Annotated in this window: 19 protein-coding genes; 9 read left to right on the top strand and 10 right to left on the bottom strand. The window is 67.9% G+C overall.

Going from position 1 to position 23,683, the window contains the following annotated elements:
• The 5 genes from OXQ33_RS15560 to OXQ33_RS15540 all read left to right on the top strand — a co-directional run.
• Positions 1–2,115 (top strand): BapA/Bap/LapF family large adhesin (locus OXQ33_RS15560; protein WP_267435587.1); only part of this gene is annotated, 2,115 nt, incomplete at its 5' end.
• 178 nt (positions 2,116–2,293) lie between these two features.
• The gene (locus OXQ33_RS15555) at positions 2,294–3,559 is read left to right on the top strand and encodes a TolC family protein (RefSeq protein ID WP_267435586.1); all 1,266 of its coding nucleotides are present in this window, start codon (positions 2,294–2,296) and stop codon (positions 3,557–3,559) included.
• Positions 3,556–5,697 carry a type I secretion system permease/ATPase gene (locus tag OXQ33_RS15550; protein ID WP_267435585.1) on the top strand — a complete coding sequence of 714 codons (2,142 nt, stop codon included), beginning with the start codon at positions 3,556–3,558 and terminating at the stop codon, positions 5,695–5,697. The genes OXQ33_RS15555 and OXQ33_RS15550 overlap by 4 nt, the downstream gene beginning before the upstream one ends.
• Complete coding sequence (locus OXQ33_RS15545; RefSeq protein WP_267435584.1) at positions 5,694–6,881, top strand: HlyD family type I secretion periplasmic adaptor subunit; 1,188 nt, start codon at positions 5,694–5,696, stop codon at positions 6,879–6,881. The genes OXQ33_RS15550 and OXQ33_RS15545 overlap by 4 nt, the downstream gene beginning before the upstream one ends.
• A 71-nt stretch (positions 6,882–6,952) precedes the next feature.
• On the top strand, positions 6,953–7,390 hold the full coding sequence (locus OXQ33_RS15540) for a MarR family transcriptional regulator (protein WP_267435583.1): 438 nt from the start codon (positions 6,953–6,955) through the stop codon (positions 7,388–7,390).
• A gap of 16 nt (positions 7,391–7,406) precedes the next feature.
• Here the strand turns inward: OXQ33_RS15540 and OXQ33_RS15535 are convergent, their stop codons facing one another.
• Entirely contained in the window at positions 7,407–9,503 is a 2,097-nt protein-coding gene (locus OXQ33_RS15535) for a TonB-dependent receptor (protein WP_267435589.1), read from the bottom strand.
• A gap of 225 nt (positions 9,504–9,728) precedes the next feature.
• Here OXQ33_RS15535 and OXQ33_RS15530 point away from each other — a divergent pair, with 225 nt between their 5' ends.
• Positions 9,729–12,233, top strand: coding sequence for a sulfite reductase flavoprotein subunit alpha (locus OXQ33_RS15530; protein ID WP_267435582.1), 2,505 nt, complete (start codon positions 9,729–9,731; stop codon positions 12,231–12,233).
• 94 nt (positions 12,234–12,327) lie between these two features.
• On the opposite strand, the gene OXQ33_RS15525 is transcribed toward OXQ33_RS15530, so the two are convergent.
• Both OXQ33_RS15525 and OXQ33_RS15520 read right to left on the bottom strand, forming a co-directional pair.
• Complete coding sequence (locus tag OXQ33_RS15525; protein WP_307002184.1) at positions 12,328–13,170, bottom strand: IclR family transcriptional regulator; 843 nt, start codon at positions 13,168–13,170, stop codon at positions 12,328–12,330.
• 43 nt (positions 13,171–13,213) lie between these two features.
• Positions 13,214–14,230 (bottom strand): zinc-binding alcohol dehydrogenase family protein, encoded by a 1,017-nt coding sequence (locus OXQ33_RS15520; protein ID WP_267435581.1) that lies wholly within the window; start codon positions 14,228–14,230, stop codon positions 13,214–13,216.
• Between the two features lie 150 nt (positions 14,231–14,380).
• On the opposite strand from OXQ33_RS15520, the gene OXQ33_RS15515 reads away from it, so the two are divergent.
• A complete protein-coding gene (locus OXQ33_RS15515; protein ID WP_267435580.1) occupies positions 14,381–14,719 on the top strand; it encodes an L-rhamnose mutarotase in 339 nt (112 codons plus the stop codon).
• Positions 14,716–15,852, top strand: coding sequence for a mannitol dehydrogenase family protein (locus OXQ33_RS15510; protein WP_267435579.1), 1,137 nt, complete (start codon positions 14,716–14,718; stop codon positions 15,850–15,852). The genes OXQ33_RS15515 and OXQ33_RS15510 overlap by 4 nt, the downstream gene beginning before the upstream one ends.
• 130 nt (positions 15,853–15,982) lie before the next feature.
• Here the strand turns inward: OXQ33_RS15510 and OXQ33_RS15505 are convergent, their stop codons facing one another.
• Genes OXQ33_RS15505 through fucP form a run of 6 tightly spaced genes read right to left on the bottom strand, consistent with a single transcriptional unit; the run spans position 15,983 to position 21,461 of the window.
• The gene (locus OXQ33_RS15505; RefSeq protein ID WP_267435578.1) at positions 15,983–17,206 is read right to left on the bottom strand and encodes a UxaA family hydrolase; all 1,224 of its coding nucleotides are present in this window, start codon (positions 17,204–17,206) and stop codon (positions 15,983–15,985) included.
• Entirely contained in the window at positions 17,203–17,502 is a 300-nt protein-coding gene (locus tag OXQ33_RS15500) for a UxaA family hydrolase (RefSeq protein WP_267435577.1), read from the bottom strand. The genes OXQ33_RS15505 and OXQ33_RS15500 overlap by 4 nt, the downstream gene beginning before the upstream one ends.
• Complete coding sequence (locus tag OXQ33_RS15495; RefSeq protein ID WP_267435576.1) at positions 17,499–18,527, bottom strand: aldo/keto reductase; 1,029 nt, start codon at positions 18,525–18,527, stop codon at positions 17,499–17,501. The genes OXQ33_RS15500 and OXQ33_RS15495 overlap by 4 nt, the downstream gene beginning before the upstream one ends.
• Positions 18,524–19,411, bottom strand: coding sequence for an amidohydrolase family protein (locus OXQ33_RS15490; RefSeq protein WP_267435575.1), 888 nt, complete (start codon positions 19,409–19,411; stop codon positions 18,524–18,526). Before OXQ33_RS15490 ends, OXQ33_RS15495 begins: the two co-directional genes overlap by 4 nt.
• Positions 19,408–20,139: an SDR family oxidoreductase gene (locus tag OXQ33_RS15485; protein WP_267435574.1), complete on the bottom strand. Its 732-nt coding sequence runs from the start codon at positions 20,137–20,139 to the stop codon at positions 19,408–19,410. Before OXQ33_RS15485 ends, OXQ33_RS15490 begins: the two co-directional genes overlap by 4 nt.
• Positions 20,139–21,461, bottom strand: coding sequence for an L-fucose:H+ symporter permease (gene fucP, locus OXQ33_RS15480; protein WP_267435573.1), 1,323 nt, complete (start codon positions 21,459–21,461; stop codon positions 20,139–20,141). Before fucP ends, OXQ33_RS15485 begins: the two co-directional genes overlap by 1 nt.
• 303 nt (positions 21,462–21,764) lie before the next feature.
• Between fucP and OXQ33_RS15475 the strand changes: the two genes are divergently transcribed.
• Positions 21,765–22,370, top strand: a complete 606-nt coding sequence (locus tag OXQ33_RS15475) for a DedA family protein (RefSeq protein WP_267435572.1) — start codon at positions 21,765–21,767, stop codon at positions 22,368–22,370.
• A 3-nt stretch (positions 22,371–22,373) separates the two neighbouring features.
• Here OXQ33_RS15475 and OXQ33_RS15470 read toward each other — a convergent pair whose 3' ends face one another.
• Positions 22,374–23,252: a tyrosine recombinase XerC gene (locus OXQ33_RS15470; RefSeq protein ID WP_267435571.1), complete on the bottom strand. Its 879-nt coding sequence runs from the start codon at positions 23,250–23,252 to the stop codon at positions 22,374–22,376.
• Between the last annotated feature and the right edge of the window lie 431 nt (positions 23,253–23,683).

Raw genomic sequence — 23,683 nt, 5'->3', positions numbered from 1 at the left:
GTCACCGGTACCGGCGAGCCCGGCACCATCGTCGAGGTCCGCAATGCGGGCGGCACTGTCCTGGCCAGCGGCGGCGTGACGGCGGGCGGCACCTTCGCCCTCACCCTGCCCGTCCCGCAGGTGGCGGGCGAGACGCTGACCGTGGGCCTGCGCGATGCGGCGGGCAATGTGTCGGGCACCGTCTCCGTCATCGCGCCGTTCGATATCGTCGCCTTCGACGATACGGCCACGGCGCTGGTCGATCTGGTTCCGGTCCAGACCAACCAGAATCTGGGCAATGCCAACTATACCGCGCTCGTCTCACTCGGCCTGGTCAATCTCGACGCGCAGGTGCTGGCGATCCCCAATGTTCAGTTCACCGTCCAGCCGGGCCATACGCTGGATGCGACCTTCACCTATGACGCGACGCTCGACCTGGGCGTGGTGAGCGGCTATTCGGTCGTGCTCCAGCGGTTCGACGGCACCAACTGGGTCGCGGTCGATGGCGGCACCGGCAATTCGACACTGCTCGAGGTCGGCCTGCTGAACGGCAATCTGGTCGCCAGCGCCGATCTGGGGCCGGGCCAGTATCGCGCCTTCGTCTCGTTCGACAATACGCTGGGCGTCGGCCTGCTCGGCGGATTGAGCGTCGCCGGGGTCGATTCCGACTTCACCGATATCGGCCAGATCATCCCCGCGCTCACCACCGGCAACGTCATCACCGATGTCGGGGTCGGCGGGCAGGTCGATGTGGTCAGCCCGCAGACCCGGGTCGAAAGCGTCACCCTGAACGGCGTGACGACCGCCGTCGTCGCTGACGATACGGTGATCGTCGGGCAATGGGGCACGCTGACCATCGATCGCGACGGCGGCTACAGCTACACGCCCAATGCCAGCGCGACCGTGCTCGGCAAGGTCGACAGCTTCACCTACACGCTGCTCGACGCCAGCGATGGCGAGCGGGCGAGTGCGACGCTGTCCATCGCGATCGGCAGCGCCGACGTGACCGGTTCGCCGATCGCGATCAACGATACCGCCATCGCCGCCGCGACCTTCACCAATGTCGTGGAAACCCGGGCTCCCGCGATCGACAGCAGCTTCGGCACCCCCACGGCGATCGCGCTGACCGGTGCGCAGACCGGGCGGATCGTCGACAGCTTCACCGTCGAGCCCAACAGCGTCGCCAACGTCACCCTGTCGGCGGTGATCGCGCCCGGCCTATCGGTCCTGCCCAGCTATACGATCACCGTCACCAACCAGGCGGGCATCGTCGTCGGCACCGCCGCCGGCACGGCGGTGGCCGGGGTCGGCGGGCTGCTGGGTTCGGGGATCAGCGTGACGATCCCCAATCTGCCCTCGGGCACGTACAACTATACCGTCACCAGCACCAATGTCCTGGGCGCGGGCTATACCACCAATGTCTATGTCGGCGAGACGATCACCCATCTCGACCAGTTCGCCCTGACCGGCACCACCCCGGTCAGCGGCGACCTGCTCGCCAACGACACGCTGGGCAGCCCGTTCCTGGGCATCAAGGTGCTGAGCGGCGGCGCGTTCGTCGAGGTGGGCGACACGCCGCTGACCCTGAACGGCACGCATGGCACGCTGACCATCGATGAGGTCGGACGCTACAGCTATCAGCCCTTCTCGACGCTGACCTATGCCGCGACCGATCCGGTGGACCGCTTCACCTATCAGCTCGTCCAGCCCGACGGACAGGTCGCGACGGCGCGGCTGGACGTGGCGGTCGACCTGAACAACGGCGTCGCCCCGGCCTTCCCGACCGCGACGATCACCAGCCTGTCGGTGCATGACGCCGTTACGCTGGACGCCGATGTCGTGCCCCTGTCGCTGACCGCCCAGAGCACCGACCATGCGACGCCGGACCATGTCACCGATGCGCAGGTCACCCTGTCGCTGATGGAAGGACAGGGCAGCCTGGAGGATGTCCTGTCGCGCTATCTCGACGCGCAGCAAGGCATGGCCGAACCGGCCCCGACCGACTCAAGCCTGCACAATGTGCCGACCGTCGCCGACGCTCCGGTCATCGCGTCGGAGCCGGTCGATCCGCTCGGCTATCTGACCGTTTCGGTCGATCCCGAACATGACAGAACGACGCAAATGCACGTCATCTGACCGTCTTGGCCAGCGATCCGAAAATGGAGTTGATTTCCAGTGCCGAAGGGGTTTCCCTTCGGCACTAATTTTCAATCTGTTAAATAGGTTAGCCGGAACCTCTGCGGCGAATGATAAGAAGAGGCCGTTGATGGAACCGCAGTGGCGAGAACGCTACCATTTGCGATCGGGAAGGATCATGACGGCTATGCTCGCCTTTCTGGTCACCACCGCAGCGGGCGCCGAGCCCGCCGTGACGATGGAAAGCGCGATGCATGAGGTGCTGCAATGGCACCCCGCCGTCACCCAGGCCGCCGCGACCGTCGAGGCGCGGGGCGAGGATGTCGAGGTCGCCCGCGCGGGCTATCTCCCCCGGATCAGCGCCGGGGTGGGCAGCGGCTATGACAGCCGGTTGGGCAGCATCTGGCGTCCCCGCCCCCAGGTCTCGGCATCGCAGATGCTCTTTGATTTCGGCAAGGTCGCGGGCGCGGTCGATGCCGCGCGCGCGGGCACCCGGATCGGGCGTGCCGACATGCTGCTGGCGGTCGACGGGCTGATCCGCGACACCGGCTATGCGATGATCGAGGTGCAGCGCAACGCCGCGCTGCGCGACATCGCGATCGAACAACTGGCGCGCATCCGCGAGATCAGCGACCTGGTCGAAAAGCGCTTCGGCAAGGGCGCGACGACCCGTTCCGACGCACTCCAGGCCCAGTCGCGTGTCGCCGCGGCGGAGGCGACCTTGACCCGGATCGAGGCGGAGCAGCGGCGCTGGACCACCGGCCTGTCCTTCCTCTTGGGTCGCGACACGCCCCCGGCGGTCGATCCGGGCGTCCCCGACTGGCTGATGGCCAGTTGCACCCGCGCCGCGACGGTCGAATGGGCGGACGTCCCCGCGATCATGCGCGCCCGCGCCCAGTTCGAGCAGGCGACCGCCGAGAGCCGCCGCGTCCATGCCGCGCGCCTGCCCACCGTCGCGCTGGCGGGCGATGCGGCGGCGGATGTCAGCTCGCCCTTCTCCGACCGAAGCCTCTATAATTTCGGGCTGAACGTCAGCAGCGACGTGTTCGGCGGCAATGCGGTGCGCGCCCGCGTGCGCAGCGCCGATTACGGCGTCCGCGCCGCCGAGGCCGCCGAACGTCAGGCCCGCAACGAGGTCGCCTCGCAACTGGCCGAGGCGCAGCAGCAGATTGCCGGGCTGTCCCATCTGCTCGCCACGCTGGCCGCGCGGCAGGACAATATGGTCGAGACGGGCAAACTCTATCGCCTGCAATATCTCGACATGGGCACGCGCACGCTGGTCGACCTGCTCAATGCCGAGCAGGAATTGCAGCAGGCGCGCTTCGACGCGGTCAACACGGTCCACGACCTGCGGCGGCTGGCGATGGAGTGCCTCTATGTCTCAGGCAAGGCGCGGGATGATTTCGGGCTGACCGGCACCGCGATCCGGGGCGTCACCCTGTGACCGCCGCCACCCTGCCGCCGACCGACTCGCTGGCATGGATCGACATGCTGGGACAGGTCGCGCGGCATTACCGCATGCCCTTTGCCGAGCAGCGCGCGCGGCTGACCGCCTTGTGGCAGGGCGACGACGGCGAGGAGACGCGCGTCCGGGCGATCGCCCGCGCCTCCGGCCTGTCGGTGCGTTTCGTCGCACCGGGCGCGATCAAGCTGACGAGCTGGCGGCTGCCGGTCATCGCCTGCCTGACCGATGGCGAGCTGGCGCTGGTCACCGGGATCGATGCCGAGGGGCAGGTCGAGTTCATCGTCGCGGGCGAGGACGGTCAGGCCGTGCAGCGTCCGCTGGCGATGCTGGTCGAACAGACCCGCCTGTTCGTCGTTCCCCGTCCGGCCCGATCGGCGGCGGATGTCCGGGTCGACAGCTATATCCGCCCGTTCGAGGAACATTGGCTACGCAGCCTGCTGCTCCAGGACGCGCGCAGTTACGGCAATGTCGCCATCGCATCGGTGGTGACCAACTGCCTGGGGCTGGCGGGCGTGTTGTTCTCGATGCAGGTCTATGACCGGGTGGTCCCGGCCCAGTCGATGCCGACGCTCTACATCCTGTTCCTGGGCGTGCTGCTGGCGACCGGGTTCGACTTTGTGCTGCGACGGCTGCGGGTCGGGATCACCGATATTCTCGGCAAGCGCGCCGATCTGCGGCTGTCCGACCGGGTGTTCGGCCATGCCCTGCGCGTCCGCAATCGGGCGCGGCCGACCTCGACCGGCACCTTCATCGCCCAGCTTCGCGATCTGGACCAGGTGCGCGACATGCTGACCTCCACGACCGTCGCGGCGGTGGCCGACCTGCCCTTCTTCCTGCTGTTCCTGGTCATCCTGGCCTTTATCGGCGGGGTGCTGGCGCTGGTGCCGGTGGTCGCGCTGATCGCGCTGCTGCTGCCCAGCCTGCTCGCCCAGCGCCGCCTCCGCGCCTATGCCACGGAGTCGATGCGCGAAACCTCGCTGCGCAACGCCCTGCTGGTCGAGGCGGTGCAGGGGATCGAGGATATCAAGACACTTCAGGCCGAGGAGCGGTTCCAGCGCCAGTGGAACCATTGCAACGCGGTGGCGGGCGAAGCGCAATTGCGGCTGCGCGGGCTGACCGCCAGCCTGTCGACCTGGGCGCAGAGCGTACAGAACGCCGTCTACGCCACCGTCATCTTCGTCGGCGCGCCGATGGTGATCGCAGGCGACATCACCACCGGCGCGCTGGTCGCCACGTCGATGCTGGCCAGCCGGATGATGGCGCCGATGGGGCAGGTCTCGCATCTGCTCGGCCGCTATCAGCATGCCAAGGTCGCGGCGAACAGCCTGGACCAGATCATGGCATTGCCGGTCGACAATCCTGACGCCGGACACCGCATCCCCCTGCCCTCCGCACGCGGCGGCTTCACCCTGCGCACGGCGGTCTTCTCCTATGCCGATCCGCAATCGCCCCCGGCGCTGACCGTCCCCCGGCTGGAGATCGCGGGGGGTGAGAAGATCGCGGTGCTGGGCCGCAACGGAGCGGGCAAATCGACCTTGCTCCAGGGCCTGTCGGGCATGTTGCAGCCGGTCTCGGGCGAGGTGCTGCTCGACGACCTGGCGCTGCATCAGATCGATCCGGCGGATGTCCGGCGCGAGGTCGCGCTGCTGACCCAGAACAGCCGCTTGTTCCACGGCACGCTCCGCGAAAACCTGACCATGGGTGCGCCGATGGCGGGCAATGACGCGATCCTCGCCGCGCTGGAGATGGTCGGCGCGGTCGATTTCGTCCGCCGCCTGCGCGACGGGCTGGAGCATGTCGTGCTGGAGGGCGGGCGCGGCCTGTCGGGCGGCCAGCAACAGGCGCTGCTGCTTGCCCGGCTGTTGATCCGCCAGCCGCAGGTGATGCTGCTGGACGAGCCCACCGCCGCGATGGACGAAGCCTCCGAACGCCAGTTCATCACGCGCTTCCAGGAATGGAGCCGCGACCGCACCGTGGTGGTCGCCACCCACCGGATGCGGGTGCTCGACTGGGTCGACCGGGTGATCGTGATCGACAACGGCCTGATCCTGCTCGACCAACCCAAGGCGCAGGCGCTCGCCACGCTCCAGGGCGCGGCGCGGAGCCAGGCGGCATGAGCGCGGCGGCGACCTTCGACGACCGGCCCTTCGCCGATGAGGGCGGCGCGCAACTGCTGGCGGCGCGGCGGATGCTGTGGGTGCTGACCGCGCTGTTCGTCGTGGCGCTCATCTGGGCCTGGTTCGCCGAGCTGGACGAGGTGGCGACCGGCACGGGCCGGGTCGTGCCGACCAGCCGTGAACAGGTGCTGCAATCGCTGGAGGGCGGCATTCTGGCCAAGATGCTGGTGCGGCAGGACGATATCGTGAAGCCGGGCCAGGTGCTCGCCCAGCTCGACCCCACCCAGGCCGGATCGACGGTCGAGGAAAGCGCCGCCAAGTACCGCGCCGCACTGGCCGCGCAAGCCCGGTTGCAGGCAGAGGTGAACGGCACGCCCCTGACCTTCTCGCCCGAGTTGAACGACTTCCCCGCGCTCAAGGCGGAGCAGCAACGCCTCTATGACGCGCGCCGTCGCAGTCTGGCGAGTTCGCTGGGGCTGATCGACGAATCGCTGGCGCTGATCGGACGCGAGGTCGGGATCGGCGAGTCGCTGATCGAGGTCGGCGCGGCGAGCAATGTCGAGGTGCTGCGCCTGAAGCGCCAGCGCGCCGATCTGGACCTGAAGAAATCCGACCTGCGCTCGCAATATACCGTCGAGGCGCGGCAGGATCTCGCCAAGGTCAGTGAGGAGGTGGAGGCGCTGGCCCCCGTGGTGCGCGGCCGTTCGGACACGCTCAGCCGCCTGACCCTGCGCTCGCCGGTCCGCGGGGTGGTCAAGAATATCGAGGTGTCGACCATCGGCGGCGTCATCCCGCCCGGCGGCAAGATCATGGAGATCGTGCCGATGGACGAACGCCTGCTGGTCGAGGCGCGCATCTCGCCGCGCGACATCGCCTTCATCCGCCCCGGCCAGCGCGCGAGCGTCAAGATCACCGCCTATGACTATGCCATTTTCGGCGGGCTGGAGGGCCGGGTCAGCAGCATCTCGCCCGACACCATCCGGGACGAGGTGAACCCGGACGTCTATTATTACCGCGTCTTCGTGCGGACCACGGCGGACTCGCTGGTCAACAAGGCGGGCAAGCGCTTTCCGATCGTGCCCGGCATGATCGCGACCGCCGACATCCACACCGGCAGCAAGACCGTGCTGCAATATCTGCTCAAGCCGCTCAACCGTGCGCGCGAGGCGATGCGCGAGCGATGAGCCGCACCCTTTCCCATCCGCCGCAATCCCATGGGCGTGGATCGCCCATGGCCTCAGCTCAGGATATTCGCATGCCGAAAACCATGGCCGCGGGCCACCATGTTTCCAACGGATTCGGAAGGGTCCCCGGACTGCGCTCCCGGGGGGAGGGCCGCGCCACGCTGCTCGATCTGGCGCGGCAGACCCAGGCGATGCGCGCCAATGTCGCGGAGTTCTTTCCGCGCGACATCTTCCGCGATTCCGCCTGGGACATGATGCTGGAGCTGTTCATCGCCGAACAGGAGAGCCGTCCGCTCTGCGTCAAGGAACTGATCCTCGTCTCCGGCGAAAGCTCGACCAGCGCGCTGCGCCGGATCGACCGGCTGGAAAGCGCCGGGTTGCTGCGCCGACGGACCGACCCCGCCGATCACCGGCGGCTGGCCGTCACCCTGACGCAGCGTGGTACCGACGCGATGACCGCGATGCTCCGCCACCTGTATCTGACCATGGGCGACGGCGACGGCCACTAGGCCCTGCCGGGACGCGCTACCAGCGCGCGTCCCATCCCAGGGTGAAGGTCCGGCCCCGCCCGGCGAAGAAGGCGAAATTGTCGTTGGGCAGGCGGGTGTCGCTGTTATAGTCGATATAGAAGCGGTTGAAGATGTTCTGCGCGCTCAGCGACAGCCCGCCGAACCGGGTCTGGTAGCGCAGATAGGCATCCGTCACGGTATAGCCGCCGAAATTGTTGCGCGGATCGGGGTTCGCCTTGCCGTAGAAGCTGCGCGACAGATACATCTGCGTCTGGACGCGCGCTGTCACCGGGCCGGACGCGAAATCGGCGGCGGCGTTCATCCGGTCGGGCGAGATGTTGGTGCCGTCCAGATCGGTGTCGACGATCCCGTCCGGGTTGCGCGTATCGCTGTCATAGCGGCCGATCAGATGCGCATAGCCGGTCGAGACGCGTAAGCCCGGCACCGGGGTGCGCAGGCCCAGATTGACCTCCAGCCCCTGTATCTCCACCCGCTGGCGCTGCACCTCGAAGATGCCGTTACCCAGCGCCAGCAGCACCTGGCCGTTGTTGCTGGTCGACCAGAAATAGGTCGTGCTGGCGTCGAGCGGCCCGCGCTTCACCTCCACCCCGATCTCGCGATTGTTGGAGATGACCGGATCGATCGCGCGGAAGCTGCTCAGGTCGGTGCCGGGCGTGGCGACCGCGCGGGTGATCCGCCCGATATCAGCCATGGTGAAGCCTTCGGCATAGCTGGCATAGGCGCGGATGCCGGTCAGCGGCTCCACGATCACGCCGCCATTGGTCATGATCCGGTCGAAGCCCGGCTCGCCGCCCTTGACGTTGACCCCGCCATAGGTCGCCGGATTGCGACCGTCATAGGTGGTGGAGGCGAGCGTACGGTAATCGGCGATGCGGACCTTCACATTCTCCCACCGCGCGCCGCCGGCCAGCCGCACCACGCCGTCGAACAGCTTCAGATTGGCTTGGACGAAGGGCGCCAGGCTGCGGAAATCGGCGGGCGGCACCCAGGCGCGGTCGGTCGCGATCAGCCGCTGTTCCGACTTGTCGGCCAGCGCGTCGAAGCCGATCGTCGCGACCAGCGCCTCGAACCCCGGCACCGCACGCTCATAGCTGGCGCGCAGGCCCAGCTTGCGCGAACGGTTCTCCGACTGGTCGAACAGCGTGCCGACCGGCGCGATCGCCGGGTCCTGGAAAGTCGGGATCGGGTTGGGCTCGCCGCCGAACGTATCGTAGGTGCGGTTGAAGAAGATTTGCGCGACCAGATTGCCGCCCGCCACGTCATGATCGGTATAGGATAGCGACACCGCCTCCGCCAGGTTGGCGGCGGGCTTGCCCGGCGGATCGCCGCGCACCGCGCTGGTCGGCAGGCCGGTCAAGCGATTGCCCGCCAGCGGAACGAAGCGCCCCTCCCCGTTCAACTCATAGCGGTTGAGGATCAGGTCGAACCGCCCGCTGTCGCGCACCTGCGCCCCCAGTCGCGCGAAGATGTCAGTGGCGCGCGAATCCTGCGTCTCGCCCTGGGTCAGGTTGATGCCGATCCGGCGACCGCGCGCATCGTAGAAGACGCCCCGCCGTTCATAGGACGCACCCACCGTCGCGTCGAAGATGCCCGCCTTATACTGGACCAGCCCCGCGACCTTGCCGCCCGGCGAGTCCGCCTCGAACCCGTTGGCGACCGTGCCCTGCACCAGCGTCCGGCCCGACAGTCCCTCGGTCGTCGGCGGGCCGACCGTCACCTGGTTGACGATACCGCCGGTCCCGCCAATCCCCTGAAGCGCGTTGGAGCCATAGATCAGCTCGACCCGATCGACGAAGAAGCCGTCGATGGTGAAGCCGTCCCGGCTGCCGTCGCGAAGCGGCGTCGTCTGCGGAATGCCGTTGATCGCATAGAGCGGCGAGCGACCGCGCAGCGTCTCCCCCGCGCCGGACAGCTTGCCGCGCGTCGGCGAGAAGCTGGGCGTCAGCGCCGCGACCGCGTCGGTCACGCTGCCCGAGATCGCGATCTGGCGGTCCAGCGCCTCCTTGTCGATGATGTCGATGGTGAGCGGCAGGGCATTGGGCGGCAGAACGGTGCGCGCGGCGGTGACGACCACTTCGCGGTCCTGCGGCATGTCGGTCCGCTCATCGGACGCGACATCGGCCTGTGGCTGGCTCTGCGCCAGCGCGCCGGAGGCCCCGACCATCAACGCCGTCAGCGATGCGCCGAACACCATGGTCCGGCACACGCTATATGCCACGCTCTTCCCCCGATGCTTCATTCCTACCCCGTAACCATTGACGTTATTTGCACGGTCGCCTAACGCAAGTGATTATCAATAACAAGGGCTGACAGGCCGGTGATTTCGACCCGCACGATCCTGTTCCAGATCCACTGGTTCCTGGGGATCACCGCCGGACTGGTGCTGGCCGTGATGGGCGTCACGGGTGCGCTGATCAGCTTCGAGCCGGAGATCGTGGCGGCGACCAATCCCGGCATCGTGACGGTGACGCCGGGGCGTAGCGCGCCGCTTTCCGCCCCGGCCCTGATCGCCCGGATCACCGAGCAGGTGCCGGACATACGCATTGCCCGCCTGGTGGTCGACAGCGACCCGACCAAGGCGGCTTTCGTCGGCTATACCCTGGGCAAGGATAAGACGCGGCTGAACGCCTATGTCGATCCGACGACGGGGCGGATGCTGGGCGAGCCGCGCGGCGCGGGCTTCTCCGAGACGGTGGAGGAACTGCACCGCTGGCTCGCGCTGCCCGGCAAGGGCAATGGCATCGGGCGCCAGATCACGGGTTTCGCCGCGCTGTCGCTCATCTATTTCGCGCTGTCGGGTCTCTATCTGCGCTGGCCGCGCAAGCCGCTGGACTGGCGCAACTGGTTCGTGCTCGACCTGCGGATGACCGGGCGCAACCTGTACCGGGCGCTCCATGCGGTCATCGGCGGCTGGGTGCTGATCTTCTATCTCATCAGTGCGGGCACGGGGCTGTGGTGGTCCTATGCCTGGTACCGCACCGGGGTCCGGCATCTTCTGTCCAGCGAACAGGCCGCGCATGCCCCGCGCGAGGGGGGCAAGGGCGGTCGCGGCAAGCAAGCCGGGGAAGGCAAGGACGCGCCCCTCGACCTCGCCGCCATCTGGCAGCGTTTCGACCAGGCGACCGGCCATCGTCCCTATGCGCGCGTCACCGCCTCGGTTCGCGACGGCGTGGTCCAGTTCCGGGGCAAGCTGGCAGATGGCCGGCACGACCGCGTCTCCGACGAAGTCAGCATCGACAGCGCGACCGGGCGCGTCACCTCCAACCAGCCCTATGCGAAGCGTCCCTTGGGCGACGATATCGTCACCAGCGTCTATGAAATCCATCGCGGCGCCTATTTCGGTCTGGCCGGGCGGATCGCCATGACGCTGGCCAGCCTGACCATGCCGCTGTTCACCATAACCGGCTTTCTCCTCTATTTCGCGCGGCGGCGGCGCAAGGTGGCCCTGGGCGCGGTCCTCACCGATACGGCTCCGGTTCCGGCGGAGGCGGCGGCCACCCTGGTCGCCTATGCGAGCCAAACCGGCTCCGCCGAGCGGATCGCCCGGCTGACAGCGCAAGCGCTGCCCGGTGCCGCCGCGCTGCCCATCGCCTCGCTGACCGCCGAGCAACTGGCGCGGGCCGACCGGCTGTTCGTCGTCGCCAGCACCTATGGCGAGGGGGAGCCTCCCGACGCCGCGCGCGGCTTCGCCCGGACCATGGCACGGACGCCGACCGACCTGTCGCACCTCTCCTACGCCGTATTGGCGCTGGGCGACCGCGAATATCCCGACTTCTGTGCCTTCGGGCACCGGATCGACCAGTGGCTGCACAGCGGCGGCGCACAGCGGCTGTTCGACGCGATCGAGCAAGATGGCGAGGATGCCGATGCGCAGCGTCTTTGGCAGCAGCAACTGGCCGGGCTCGGCGCGCGCACCGACCAACCCGACTGGGCGCCTGCCGCCATGGCCGACTGGCGGCTGGTCGAGCGGCGCCTGCTCAATCCGGGCAGCAGCGGCGGCGAGACATGGCACATCGCACTGGAGCCGCTGGCGGGGCCTGCCGACTGGGCGGCGGGCGACATATTGGAGATCCTGCCCCGCCAGGATCGCCGCCGGGTCGACGCCTTTCTGGCGGCCACCGGGCTGGCCGATACGCCCGAACTGCGCGAGCGACTGATGGACAGCATCCTGCCTGCGGAGGCGGGTCCCGGCTTCGACCCCGCCACGCTGCGTCCCCTCGCCCACCGCGAATATTCGATCGCCTCGATCCCTGTTGCGGGCCGCGCCGAGCTGATCGTCCGGCTGGCGGAGGCCGAGGATGGCCTGCCGGGGCTGGGATCGGGATGGCTATGCCATGGCGCCCCGCTGGGCTCGGTGGTGCGGGCGCGGGTCCATGCCAATGCGGCGTTCCACTCGCCCGCCGATCCGGCCACGCCGATGGTGTTGATCGGCAACGGCACGGGCCTGGCGGGCCTGCTCGCCCATCTGCGCGGACGCGCGGCGAGCGGTGGCGGACCCGTCATGCTGTTCTGGGGGGAGCGGCATCCCGAGCATGACGATTATCACCACGAGGAACGCCGGGCGCTGCTCGACGCCGGGGTGCTGTCGGGCATGACCACCGCCTGGTCGCGCCTGGGGCATGGCCCGCGCTATGTGCAGCACGCGCTGGCAGACGCGGCGGATGTGCTCCGCGACGCGGTGGCCGCGGGCGCCGCCATCTATGTCTGCGGCAGCCTGAAGGGCATGGCGGGCGATGTACACCGCGTGCTGACCGATATTCTGGGCGACGACAGGCTGGAGGATATGGCGGCGACGGGCCGCTACGCCCGCGATATCTATTAGGGCCGGTCGTCCCCTTCCCTCTCCCCTCTGAGAGCGGAGAGGGAGGGCGTGATCACCCCCATGTAGTTCGGCTTCATGATAGGCGACACCGCCCTCAGCCCGCCGCCCCGTCATCGGGACGATAGCCCAGTTGCTGCGAAATGCGGGCGGTGGTCTCGGCCAGGATGCGCCGCGCTTCCTCGATCGTCACCGATTGCGAGCCGTCGATGGTCTCCAGGAACGGGATGGTCAGCGCCGCCATGCAGTCGCCGCCGAACCCGAACACCGGATAACTGATATCGGTCACGCCGCGCGTGATCGGGCTTTCGCGCAGTTCATAGCCCTGCGCACGCACCCGCTCCAGATCCTCGATCAGGCGGGTCCGCCCGATCGGCCTGCCCTGCGCCAGTTCGACCCGGTCGACGATCCGCCCGAACTGCGCGCGCGGCGCGAAGGCGAGCAGCACCTTGCCCGAGCAGCTGGTGACGATATCGATCGACGCGCCCATTCGCAGCGCGAAGCCGCGCGTCCCCGGATTCTCCTCGCGCGCGATGACCAGCCCCGCCCCGCCCTCGATCACCACCAGGTGACAGGACTGCCCGACCGTCAGCGCCAGCGACTGCATCTCGGGCAGCGCGGCGGCGGTCAACTGGCGCGCGGGCGTGGCGCGATAGGCAATGTCGAGGAATTTGTACGTCACTCGGTACCGATCGTCGATCGGCGACTTTTCCAGATAGCGCGCTTCTTCCATCACCACGACGATGCGGAACAACTCGCCCAGCGAACGGCCGAGCGCGGTCGCCATCTCGCTGACCAGCATGCCCTGCGGATGGCTGGCGAGCAGTTCGATGATGAGAAACGCCTTGTCCAGCGCGGGCGCGGCATAGCTGCCCTTGCGGACACGCCCCTCGACCGTCTTGCCGCCCTCACCCGTCATGCCATCCCCTTCCATCGTCATCGGATTAGGACGACGCCGGATGGCGGGCAATAGGGCATGGGGATCATGCGATGGTGACGATCGCCTTCAGCACCGAATCCGCCTCCGCGATCAGTTCGGGCAGGCGATGGGGCGCCTCGTCCAGCGTCAGCGCATGGGTGCGGATCGCGTCGGTCGGGATCACGCCGCTGCGGATGCTGGCGATGACATGGTCGAAATCGACCGACAGCGCGTTGCGGCTGCCGATCAGCGTTGTCTCGCGCTTGTGGAATTCGGGATCGGGAAAGACCAGATCGTCCTTGCACACGCCCACCAGCGTGAAGCTGCCGCCATGCGCCAGCCAGTTCAGCCCCGCCCGCATCGCATGGATACTGCCCGTCGCATCGAAGACATGGTCGAACATCTCGCCATTCGTCATCGCCGCCAGCCGCGCGGCCATATCGACATCGGCGACCACCCCCTCGGCAAAGCCGAGATGCTCGCGCGCATAGGCCAGGCGCGGTGCGCGGGTATCGACCAGCACGATCCGCCCCGCCCCCGCGATCCGCGCGAACAGGGCGACCGCGATCCCGATCGGACCCGCGCCGATGACGATCACCTCCTCGCCCGCGGTCAGCATCGATCGCCGCACGGCATGCGCGCCGATCGCCAGGAACTCAACCATCGCCGCTTGGTCGAGCGACAGGCCCTCCGCATCGATCACCGCGCTCTCGGGCACCGACAGCATCTCGCACATGCCGCCATCGGCGTGGACGCCCAGCACACTGATCCTGGCGCAGCAATTGGGCTTGCCCCGGCGACAGGCGCGACAGGTGCCGCAGGCGATATAGGGATTGATCGTCACCACCTGCCCGACCGCGAAGCGCGAACCCGGTGGCGTCTCGATCACCTCACCCGCCAGTTCGTGCCCGATCAGGCGCGGATATTCGAGGAAGGGGTGCTTGCCGCCATAGATATGATAGTCGGTGCCGCAGATCCCCGCCCGACGCATGCGCAGCAGCACCTCGCCCTCGCCCCGTACCGGCGCGGGGCGATCCTCCACGCGAATCTCATTCGGCCGCACACAGACCAGAGCCTTCATTCCACCCTCTTCCACATTCCTATATGCGACCATGCTCTCACATATGCCATTGAAGCGCTAGCGCAGGATGGCTAGTCTGGCAAGAATTGCTCTCGGGACGATCAGTGGTACGCATCCGGGGGCGACATAAGAGAAGAGAGGAGGCCCGTTATGGCCCGACGCCTGTGTTTCGCGCTCGATCTGGTCGCGGATGCCGAACTGATCGCGGAATATGAACATGCCCATGCCGCCGGACGGGCCTGGCCCGAGGTGACGGCGGCGATCCGGGCCAAGGGGTTCCTGGCGATGGAGATCTGGCGCACCGGCGACCGGCTGTTCATGATCGCCGAGGTCGCGGACGACTGGCCCCGCGCCATCCCCGCCGACCTGGCCGCCACCGATGCGCGCTGGGAAGCGGCGATGGACCGCTTCCAAAAGCCCCTGCCCCATGCCGCGCCGGGCGAGAAATGGGTGGCGATGGAGCGCATCTACTCGCTGGACGAACAATGACCGGCGCACGCCCCGCCGATCCTTGCATCCTGCAATTCGGGACCAGCCGCTTCCTCCAGGCGCATGTCGACTTGTTCGCCGAGGAAGCGCGCGCCGGGGGACAGGCGGTGCCGCCGATCGTCATCGTCCAGACCACCCGCGACCCGGAGCGGGCCAAGAGGCTGGCGGGATTTGTCGATCCGGCGGGCTTTCCGGTCATCCTGCGGGGCTTGCGCGAGGGCGCTCCCTTTGAACGAACGGTCACGATCCGCAGCGTGCGCGAGGGGTTGAGCGCCGCCGCGCAATGGGACCGGCTGACCCGGCTGGCCGTGGAAGAGGCGACGCATATCGTCTCCAACACCGGTGATAGCGGCTATCAGGTGCCCGACAGCGATCGCATCGCCCCGGATGAAGGCGGGGTTCCGGTGAGCTTCGTCGGGATGCTGACCGAATTGCTCCATCGCCGGTGGCGGGCGGGCGGTGCGCCCGTCACCATGCTGCCGTGCGAGCTGGTTGCTCGCAACGGCGACACGCTGAAGGGCGTCGTCACGGGGCTCGCGCGCGAACAGGGGCGCGACCCTGCCTATCTCGACTGGCTGGAGCGGGCCTGCGTCTGGGCCAACACGCTGGTCGACCGGATCGTCAGCGAACCGCTCTCCCCCGCCGGGGCGGTCGCCGAACCCTATGCGCTCTGGGCGATCGAGCGGCAGCCGGGGCTGGTCCTGCCCTTCATCCATCCCGACATCGTCCTGACCGACGATCTGGAGCGGTATGAGCGGCTGAAGCTGCACATCCTCAATCTCGGCCATAGCTGGCTGGCGGCGCGCTGGCATGCGCAGGGCGGCACGGCGGACCAGACGGTCCGCGCCGCGCTGGCCGATGGCGAAACGCGAGCGGCGCTGGAGCGGGTGATGGCGGAGGAGGTCATCCCCGGCTTCGCCGCCCATGGGCTGACCCAAGAGGCGCGGGACTATGCCGCGACGACGCTGGAACGGTTCGCCAATCCGTTCCTCGACCACCGGCTGTTGGATATCTTTTCCGGACATACGGCGAAGATCCACAAGCGGGTGGGCGCGTTCGTCCGCTGGGTCGATGCGACGGGGGAGACGGTCGCGATGCCGGAGTTGCGGACGCTGGCCGAAGGGGCGGACTGACCGCGTTCCACCGCCCCGTTCGCACTGAGCGAAGTCGAAGTGCACGCCCCTACGCTTGCGGCAAGGAGCGGCGCTTGGCCTTCGACTTCGCTCAGGCCGAACGGAGGTGGAGGTTAGGTGGCGCCACTCCTCACGCCGCGCGCGGCAGACAGGCAGGTCCCTTGGCCCCCGCCGCCTTGTAGGTCAGGACGAATTCCTGATGCCCCAGCGCTTCGGACTTTGTTTCCGCGCCCGCCGACACCGCGACGATCAGGTCGACGATCTCCGCCCCCACTTCGTCCAGCGTCGCCTCGCCATAAAGGATACGACCGGCATTGACGTCCATGTCGCCTTCCATGCGCGCGTACATTTCCGGGTTGGCCGCGATCTTGATGACCGGCGAGATGGCCGAGCCGACCACCGAGCCGCGCCCGGTCACGAACAGGTTGATATGCGCCCCGCACGCGATCAGCTCGCCGATCTCGGCATTGTCGACGATATTGGGGAAGCCGAACTTCGGGTCGCCCGCAGGGACCACATCGAGCAGGTACAGCCCCGGCCCCGGCGCCTGTTCGGCGGGCAGGATCACGCCGGTGATCGGGCGGCAGCCCGACTTGGCATAGGCCCCCGCCGACTTCTCCTCCTGGCTCGACAGGCCGCCCTCGGCATTGCCCGGCGCGAAGCTGCCATAGCCCATCGCCCGGTAATAGCGTTCGGCCTGCGCGACGGAGGCGATCAGGGCTTCGGCCACCTCCGGCGTCGCGGCGCGCTCGGCCATATGGCCCTCGCACCCGATCATCTCGCCGGTTTCCTCGAAGATGCAGATCGCGCCCGCATCGTACAGCGTGTCGAAGGCGCGACCGACCGCCGGGTTGCCGGTGATGCCGCTGGTCCCGTCCGACCCGCCGCAGATGGTGCCGATCACCAGCTCGGACATGGTCATCGGCACCCGCACGGCCTGCGCATCCGCCGCCGCACGGACCCGCTCGACCGCAGCGATCCCCGCCTCCATCGCGCCGCGCGTGCCGCCAGACTGCTGGATGACGATCGTCTCCACGGGACGCCCCTGTTCGCGTGCATTGGCGGCCAGCGCCTCCCGGTTGAAGCTCTCGCAACCCAGCGACAGCAGCACGACGCCGCCGACATTGGGATGCGTCGTCAGCGCCTTCATCATCGCCAGCGCATAGTCATTGGGGTAGCAGCCGGGAAAGCCGATCAACTGAACGCGCGGGTCGTCCATCCGGTCGACGATCCGCCGCGCGACATGATGTGCGCATTCGACCAGATAGACGACGACGATCGCATCGCGAATGCCCTTGCGACCATTGGGACGGGCCCAGGCCTGCCATGTCCGTTCGGTCATGCCCGTCGTCATGCGTGATCTCCGTGCGCGTCGCGCAGATGCGCGGGAATATAATCGCTTTGCATATTGTGCATGTGGACCCAGCCCCCGGCAGGCGCGTCCTGCGTCATCGAGCCGATGGGCATGCCGTACTTGATCACCTTGTCGCCCGCCGCCAGCGGTATGACCGCCAGCTTGTGGCCCAGCGCCACCCGCTCGCCGATGACGAGTTCATGGCCGTCAACGACGATATGCTCGCCCGGCTCGACCGTGCGACAACAGACCGCGACATTGTCGGTCGGGGTCAGGCGGATCGCCGCGACGCTCATGCCACGTCCCCCGGAACGGGTGCATCGGGGCGGGCGAGCCCTTCGGCCCGCAGTTCCGCCCAGAAGGCGGACGGAATGGGTTCGGCATAAAGACGCATGGTATCGGCCACTTGTTGCGGATCGGCGATGCCCGGAATGACGCTCGCGACCTGGGAGTGCGCCAGGACGAAGGCGAGCGCGGCGGCGGGAAGCGAAACATGGTGCCGCGCCGCGACCTTTTCCAGCGCGCGGACCTTGTCCAGCACGGCGGCGGGCGCGGGGGCGTAGTTGTAGCGGGCGGCTGCATCGCTGCCCGTCGCCAGGATGCCGCTATTATAGGGCCCACCGACGACGATGGCGGTGTCCGCCTTCGCACAGGCCGGGAACAGCGCGTCGAGCGCCCCCTGTTCCAGCAGCGTATAGCGCCCGGCGAGCAGGATGACGTCGAACCGCGCCACCTCCATCAGCTCCAGACAGACCTCGACCTCGTTGACGCCCAGCCCGAACCCGGCGATCGCGCCCTCGTCGCGCAATTGCTCCAGCGCCTTCAGCCCGCCGCCCGCGATCAGTTGCTCGCGATATCGCGCGTCCGCCTCGCCATGCGTGACGCGGCCGATATCGTGGATGAAGGCCAGATCGACCTTGGCCAGCCCCAGCCGCTGAAGGCTGTGCTCATGGCTGCGCATGATGCCGTCATGCGTATAGTCGTAGCGCATGCGGAAGGGCATGGCGGTGTGGAAGCCATCGCGCTCGCCGTCGTCGGTGATGCGCGCATCCGGGTCCATCAGCCGCCCGACCTTGGTCGAGACGATGACGTCGCCCCGCCCGCGCAGTGCGTCACCCAGCCGCCGTTCGCTCAACCCCCGGCCATAATGCGGCGCGGTGTCGAAATAGCGGAAGCCCGCGTCCAGCGCCGCCTCCAGCGTGGCGGCGGCCTGCGTATCGCTCATCGCGGCATAGAGATTGCCCATCGCCGCCGCGCCGAAGCCCAGTTCGGGAAGCTGGCAACCGGTCGGACCCACCGGGCGGCGGGGAATATCGGTCATAGGTCCAGGTCCAATCGATAGATTCGGTTGGCGTTGCGGCCCCACAGGTCACGTCGCTCATCCTCCGAAAAGCCCGCCAGCAGCGTCTCATAGGCGCCGAGCGTCCGGTCGAGATCGGCGGCCAGCCGGTCGGTCGGGAAGTTGGTCGCGACCATCACGCGTGAGGGGCCGAACCGGTCGATCACCTCCGCGACGATGTCGGCGAAGCCGGCGGGATCGAAGCGTGGCCCGACAAAGCCCGCCCCCGACAGCTTGATCGCGGCATGCGGCATGGCGGCGAAGGCGATCAGCCCGGCGCGCCATTCCTCCAGCCCGTCCGCCGGGATCGGCAGCGCGAGATGGTTGAGGATGACCGGCACCTCCGGATGCCTGCCCGCGACCTCCGCCAGCCCCGCGAGTTGCGCCGGAAAGCCGTGAAAGTCGTAGCTGAGGCCGTAACGCCCGAGCAGCGCATAGCCTTCCCGCCAGCGCGGATCGCGGGTCAGGTCGCGATCATAGGCCCGGCGCGCCGCATCGCTCGGGTGCCAGTTGATCAGGTGACGGACGCCCTTCACACGGCGGTGTGCCGCCTGCCATGCCAGTTGCGGCTCGACCGCCGGATGGTCCAGCTCGACCCGCGCGACGATGCCGCTCGGCAGTCCGTCCGCATCGGCGACATGGTTCAGCCAGACCGTCTCGTCCGCGCCTTGGTCGGGATGCGCGCCCGCATCGACATGCACCGCGCCGACCAGGTTCCAGGCGGCAAGCTCCGCCCGGTAATCGGCGATCCGGTAATCCTCCGCGATCGCGGCCTGGGCCGCATCGTCCAGCCAGGGATAGCGCAGCACGCCATGATCCCACAGGTGGAAATGCGCATCGACAAAGGGCGGGCGCGAGGGGCTCACGCCATCGTCCATCCGCCGTCGATGACGTGCATCTGCCCGGTGGTATAGGCGCTCTCGTCCGAGGCGAGGTAGAGCGCCAGCGCGGCGATCTCTTCGGCGCGGCCCAGCCGTCCCATCGGCTGGCGTGCGATAAAGGCCGCGCGGGCCGCCTCGGCATCGCCGGTCGCGGCCAGACGCTCGTCCAGGCTCGGCGACTGGACGGTGCCGGGACAGATCGCGTTGCAGCGTATCCCCTTGCCGACATAATCGAGCGCGACCGAGCGCGTGATCCCCGCCACCGCGCCCTTGGACGCGCAATAGGCATAGCGGTTGCCCACGCCGATCACCGCGCCCGCCACCGACGCCATGTTGACGATCGCCCCGCCACCTTCCGCGATCATCGTGGGCAGGAAGGCCTGGAGCATATGGGTGATCGCATGGACGTTCAGGTCGAAGGACAGCCGATATCCGGCATCCTCCGTCGCCAGCAGGTCGCCCGCATCGACATAGCCCGCGCAGTTGAACAGTATGTCCACCGCCCCCGTCCGCTCGCCGAACGCCGCGATCGCCGCCGGGTCGAGCAGGTCGAGCGTCTCGGTCTCGCAGCCCTCCAGCGTCGCCAGTGCGTCCGCATTGCGGTCCACCGCGATCACCTCCGCCCCCTCGGCGGCGAACAGTTCGGCGGCGGCGCGGCCGATACCCTGGCCCGCGCCGGTCACGATCGCACGCTTGGCCTGCAAACGGCCCATCAATTCATCTCCTTGTGACGCTTCATCAATATGGCGAAGGCGGTGACGACCGCGAAGCTGACGGTCGGAACGAGCATCGCGGCGGTGATGCCCGCACGGTCGGACACCAGGCCCATCAGCGCGGTCAGCCCCGCACCGCCGATGATCGCCATGACGATCAACGACGCACCGGCACGGCGCAGCGGCCCCAGCCCCTCGATCCCCAGCGCGAAGATCGTCGGAAACTGGATCGACATGAAGAAGCTTGCCGCGACCAGTGCGATCAGCCCCGGCCAGCCGCCGAGCAACGCGGCCATGGCGGTCAGCACGATCGATGCGGTCGCGAAGACGGCCAGCAGTCGGACCGGCTCCAGCCTCGCCATCAGCGCGCTGCCCAGGAATCGCCCCGCCGCGAACAGCACCAGCGAGACGAACAGCGCATCGGCCCCGCCCCGCTCGCCCAGCCCCGCATTGGCCTGCGCATAGCGGATGGTATAGCTCCACACCCCGACCTGTGCACCGACATAGAAGAATTGTGCGACGACTGCGCCGAGCAGCCGGGGACGGTGGAAGACATCGACGAACCGTCCGCCGCCGCTGGCTTCACCCGCCCGCGCCGGGGCACCGGCGGGGAAGCGGACGAACGCCGTCGCCAGTGCGAAGATCAGCACGACGATCGCGATCGCGACATAGGGCGGCGCGATCGCCTGCACCTCGGCCTTGTAGAAGGCGGTGCGGGCGGCAGCGTCCATCGTCGCCAGCGCCGCCTCGTCATGCTCGATGCCCGACAGGATGAAGAAGCGCCCGATCAGGATGCCGGTGATCGCGCCCAGCGGATTGGCCGCCTGCGCCCAGTTGAGCCGCCGAGTAGCACCCGCCGGGTCGCCCAGTTCGCCCATCAACGGGTTGGCCGAGGTCTCCAGGAACGCCAGTCCCGCCGCGATGACGAACAAACCGAGCAGGAAAAGCTGGTACAGGCTGGCCGCCGCCGCCGGATAGAAGAGCAGCGCGCCGGTGCCGTACAGCGTCAGCCCCAGCACGATCGCCGCCTTATACCCATAGCGCCGCATCACCAGCGAAGCGGGCACCGCGAGCAGGAAATAGCCGAGATAGAAGACCTGCTGGACGAAGCTGGTCCCGAAGTCGCTGAGCGTGAAGGCCTTGCGAAACTGCGCGATCAGAATGTCGTTCAGATTATTGGCCATGCCCCACAGGAAGAACAGGCTGACCGTGATGATCAGCGCGGGCAGATAGCGCCGCGATGCGGTGCCTTTACCGGAATCCGCAGGGCGTGGAGGGGAAGCGGTCAGCGTGTCGACCGGCAGATCGGCGGGAATGGCCATGCCTATCGTTCCTCATGCCCAGGGGATGCTCCGACTGGCACCATGGCGGCGCTCCTTCTCCATGAAATCTGTCTTTTATAGGCGTAATCCTACGACTTCACCGCTTCGATTGGCAAGGGCAATCGCAGGCAGGATCGGGATTCGGTCGAGCCATTCCACCCTCGCCTCTGCGAGGGGCCAGGGAAAAGAAGGGCATATCTGAATGTCGATCGGACCCAGAAGGAGCGAAGGAGGCCATGGCGATCGAAGGTCGATTGCGTCTATGGGAACCGCCCCCGCACTCATCGGTACATCCCTACACGCATGACCGATTTCATCCTCAACCTGATCGCCTGGGGCGGCTATTTCGGCATCTTCCTGCTGATGGCGCTGGAAAACATCGTGCCCCCCATTCCGTCGGAGGTCATCATGGGCCTGGGCGGCATGGCGGTGGCGCGCGGGCAGATGGAGATGATCCCGCTGATCCTGTGGGGCACGGCGGGGACGACGGTCGGCAATTATGCCTGGTATGCGGTCGGTCGCTATATCGGTTATGAGCGGTTTCGCCCCTTCATCGACAAGCATGGCCGCTGGCTGACCATGGAGTGGCGCGATGTCGAGCGGCTGCATCTGTTCTTCGTGCGGCATGGCGGCTGGGTGGTGTTCGTCTTCCGCTTCATGCCCGCCTTTCGCACGCTGATCTCGCTGCCCGCCGGGATCACCCGGATGCCGTTGGGCAAGTTCCTGCTCTGGACCTTTGCGGGCAGCACGATCTGGAACGTCATCCTCGCCTATGCGGGGCTGTGGCTGGGCGAGAATTTCGAGGCGATCAACCGCTATGTCGGTCCGGCGGCGGTGGTGATGACGGCGGCGATCGTGATCGGCTATCTCTGGCGGGTCATCACCTGGAAACCGTCGCGCAAAAGCTGACGCTCAGGCGCGGGGATGCGCGGTGCGATAGACGTCGAGCAGATGCGCCGCGTCCACCGCCGTATAGATTTGCGTCGAACTCAGGCTGGCATGGCCCAGCAATTCCTGAAGTTGGCGAAGATCGGCCCCGCGCCCCAGCAGATGCGTGGCGAAGCTATGCCGCAAGGCATGGGGCGTCGTCCGCGCGCCCAGCCCCAGCCGGTCGCGCGCGCCCTGTACCGAGCGCCGGATGATCGCGGGCGACAGCGGCCCGCCCTTGGCCCCGCGAAACAGCGGCTCATCGGGTTCGAGGGCGAAGGGCACCAGCGCGGCGTAGCGCTCGATCGCCTCGCGCAATTCGGGCAGCAGCGGCACGATCCGCGTCTTGCCGCGCTTGCCGGTCACGCGGATCGTCTCGCCGAGCGGCAGGATAGCGGCCGGGAGCATCATCGCCTCCCCGATCCGCAACCCCGCGCCGTAGAGCAGCAACAGCACCGCCCAGTCGCGCGCCGCGATCCAGGGTTCGGCGGCGCTTTCGCAGACATCCTCCGACAGGGCGATGATGTCGGCGGGCGCTTGCGGGCGCGGGATGCTGCGCTTGCGACGGGGGCCCTTCAGCGCGGGCGGCTCGGTTCCGGTCCAATGGAGGAAGGTCCGCACCGCCGACAATTCGCGCGCCGTAGAGGCGGCGGTCAGCCCCTCACCACGCCGCCTGGCAAGATAGGCCCGCAGATCGGCGGCGGTGATCCGCGCGAGCGTCGCGCCATCGATCGCCTCACCCCAATGCTCGGAAAGGAATCCGCATAGCCGCTCGGCGGTGGCGACATAGGCGCGCACTGTGTGATCGGACCGGCGCAGGTCGACCGTCAGGTGGCGGTAATAGTCGGCGATCAGCGCGGTCATGCCGGGGGTTTAGGGCCGGAACTTGCCGAGCACGAGGGGATAAGACGTTTTTGCACGTAACGTGCGTTGGGAGTTTCACTGGGGGTCGTTACTCGGGGCGAGGCCCCCTCCCCAAACCCCTCCCCCCTTCCGGGAGGAGGGGCTTTGCGCGCGGCGATGCTTTGGCTAGACGACGTTGCGCCGTCCTCACCAGAGCGTCGGTCAGCGACAAGAAGGCCAAATAGCACCTCTGGCCGCTCCCCTCCCGCAAGCGGGAGGGGATGGGGGAGGGCACGGCGTCTCACCGAGACCATCGCTCGTGGCCGAGCCCCCACTCCAAACCCCTCCCCCCTGCCGGGAGGAGGGGCTTTGCGCGCGGCGATGCTTTGGGTAGACGACTTTGCGCCGTCCTCACCAAAGCGTCGGTCGGCGGCAGCAAGGCCAAACGTCAC

The organism is Sphingomonas sp. GM_Shp_1 (assembly GCF_026540895.1).
Classification (GTDB): Bacteria; Pseudomonadota; Alphaproteobacteria; order Sphingomonadales; family Sphingomonadaceae; genus Sphingomonas.
Note: the sequence above shows the minus strand (reverse complement) of the source record. Positions and strands in the feature narration are given on the sequence as shown.

Bases quoted from the DNA above. Each gene is read 5' to 3' on its own strand.
- OXQ33_RS15555 (WP_267435586.1), top strand. From the start codon at position 2,294: ATGACGGCTATGCTCGCCTTTCTGGTCACCACCGCAGCGGGCGCCGAG.
- OXQ33_RS15545 (WP_267435584.1), top strand. From the start codon at position 5,694: ATGAGCGCGGCGGCGACCTTCGACGACCGGCCCTTCGCCGATGAGGGC.
- OXQ33_RS15540 (WP_267435583.1), top strand. From the start codon at position 6,953: ATGCCGAAAACCATGGCCGCGGGCCACCATGTTTCCAACGGATTCGGA.
- OXQ33_RS15535 (WP_267435589.1), bottom strand. From the start codon at position 9,503: ATGCCGCAGGACCGCGAAGTGGTCGTCACCGCCGCGCGCACCGTTCTG.
- OXQ33_RS15525 (WP_307002184.1), bottom strand. From the start codon at position 13,170: ATGACGATGGAAGGGGATGGCATGACGGGTGAGGGCGGCAAGACGGTC.
- OXQ33_RS15520 (WP_267435581.1), bottom strand. From the start codon at position 14,230: ATGAAGGCTCTGGTCTGTGTGCGGCCGAATGAGATTCGCGTGGAGGAT.
- OXQ33_RS15515 (WP_267435580.1), top strand. From the start codon at position 14,381: ATGGCCCGACGCCTGTGTTTCGCGCTCGATCTGGTCGCGGATGCCGAA.
- OXQ33_RS15510 (WP_267435579.1), top strand. From the start codon at position 14,716: ATGACCGGCGCACGCCCCGCCGATCCTTGCATCCTGCAATTCGGGACC.
- OXQ33_RS15505 (WP_267435578.1), bottom strand. From the start codon at position 17,206: ATGACGACGGGCATGACCGAACGGACATGGCAGGCCTGGGCCCGTCCC.
- OXQ33_RS15500 (WP_267435577.1), bottom strand. From the start codon at position 17,502: ATGAGCGTCGCGGCGATCCGCCTGACCCCGACCGACAATGTCGCGGTC.
- OXQ33_RS15495 (WP_267435576.1), bottom strand. From the start codon at position 18,527: ATGACCGATATTCCCCGCCGCCCGGTGGGTCCGACCGGTTGCCAGCTT.
- OXQ33_RS15485 (WP_267435574.1), bottom strand. From the start codon at position 20,139: ATGGGCCGTTTGCAGGCCAAGCGTGCGATCGTGACCGGCGCGGGCCAG.
- fucP (WP_267435573.1), bottom strand. From the start codon at position 21,461: ATGGCCATTCCCGCCGATCTGCCGGTCGACACGCTGACCGCTTCCCCT.
- OXQ33_RS15475 (WP_267435572.1), top strand. From the start codon at position 21,765: ATGACCGATTTCATCCTCAACCTGATCGCCTGGGGCGGCTATTTCGGC.
- OXQ33_RS15470 (WP_267435571.1), bottom strand. From the start codon at position 23,252: ATGACCGCGCTGATCGCCGACTATTACCGCCACCTGACGGTCGACCTG.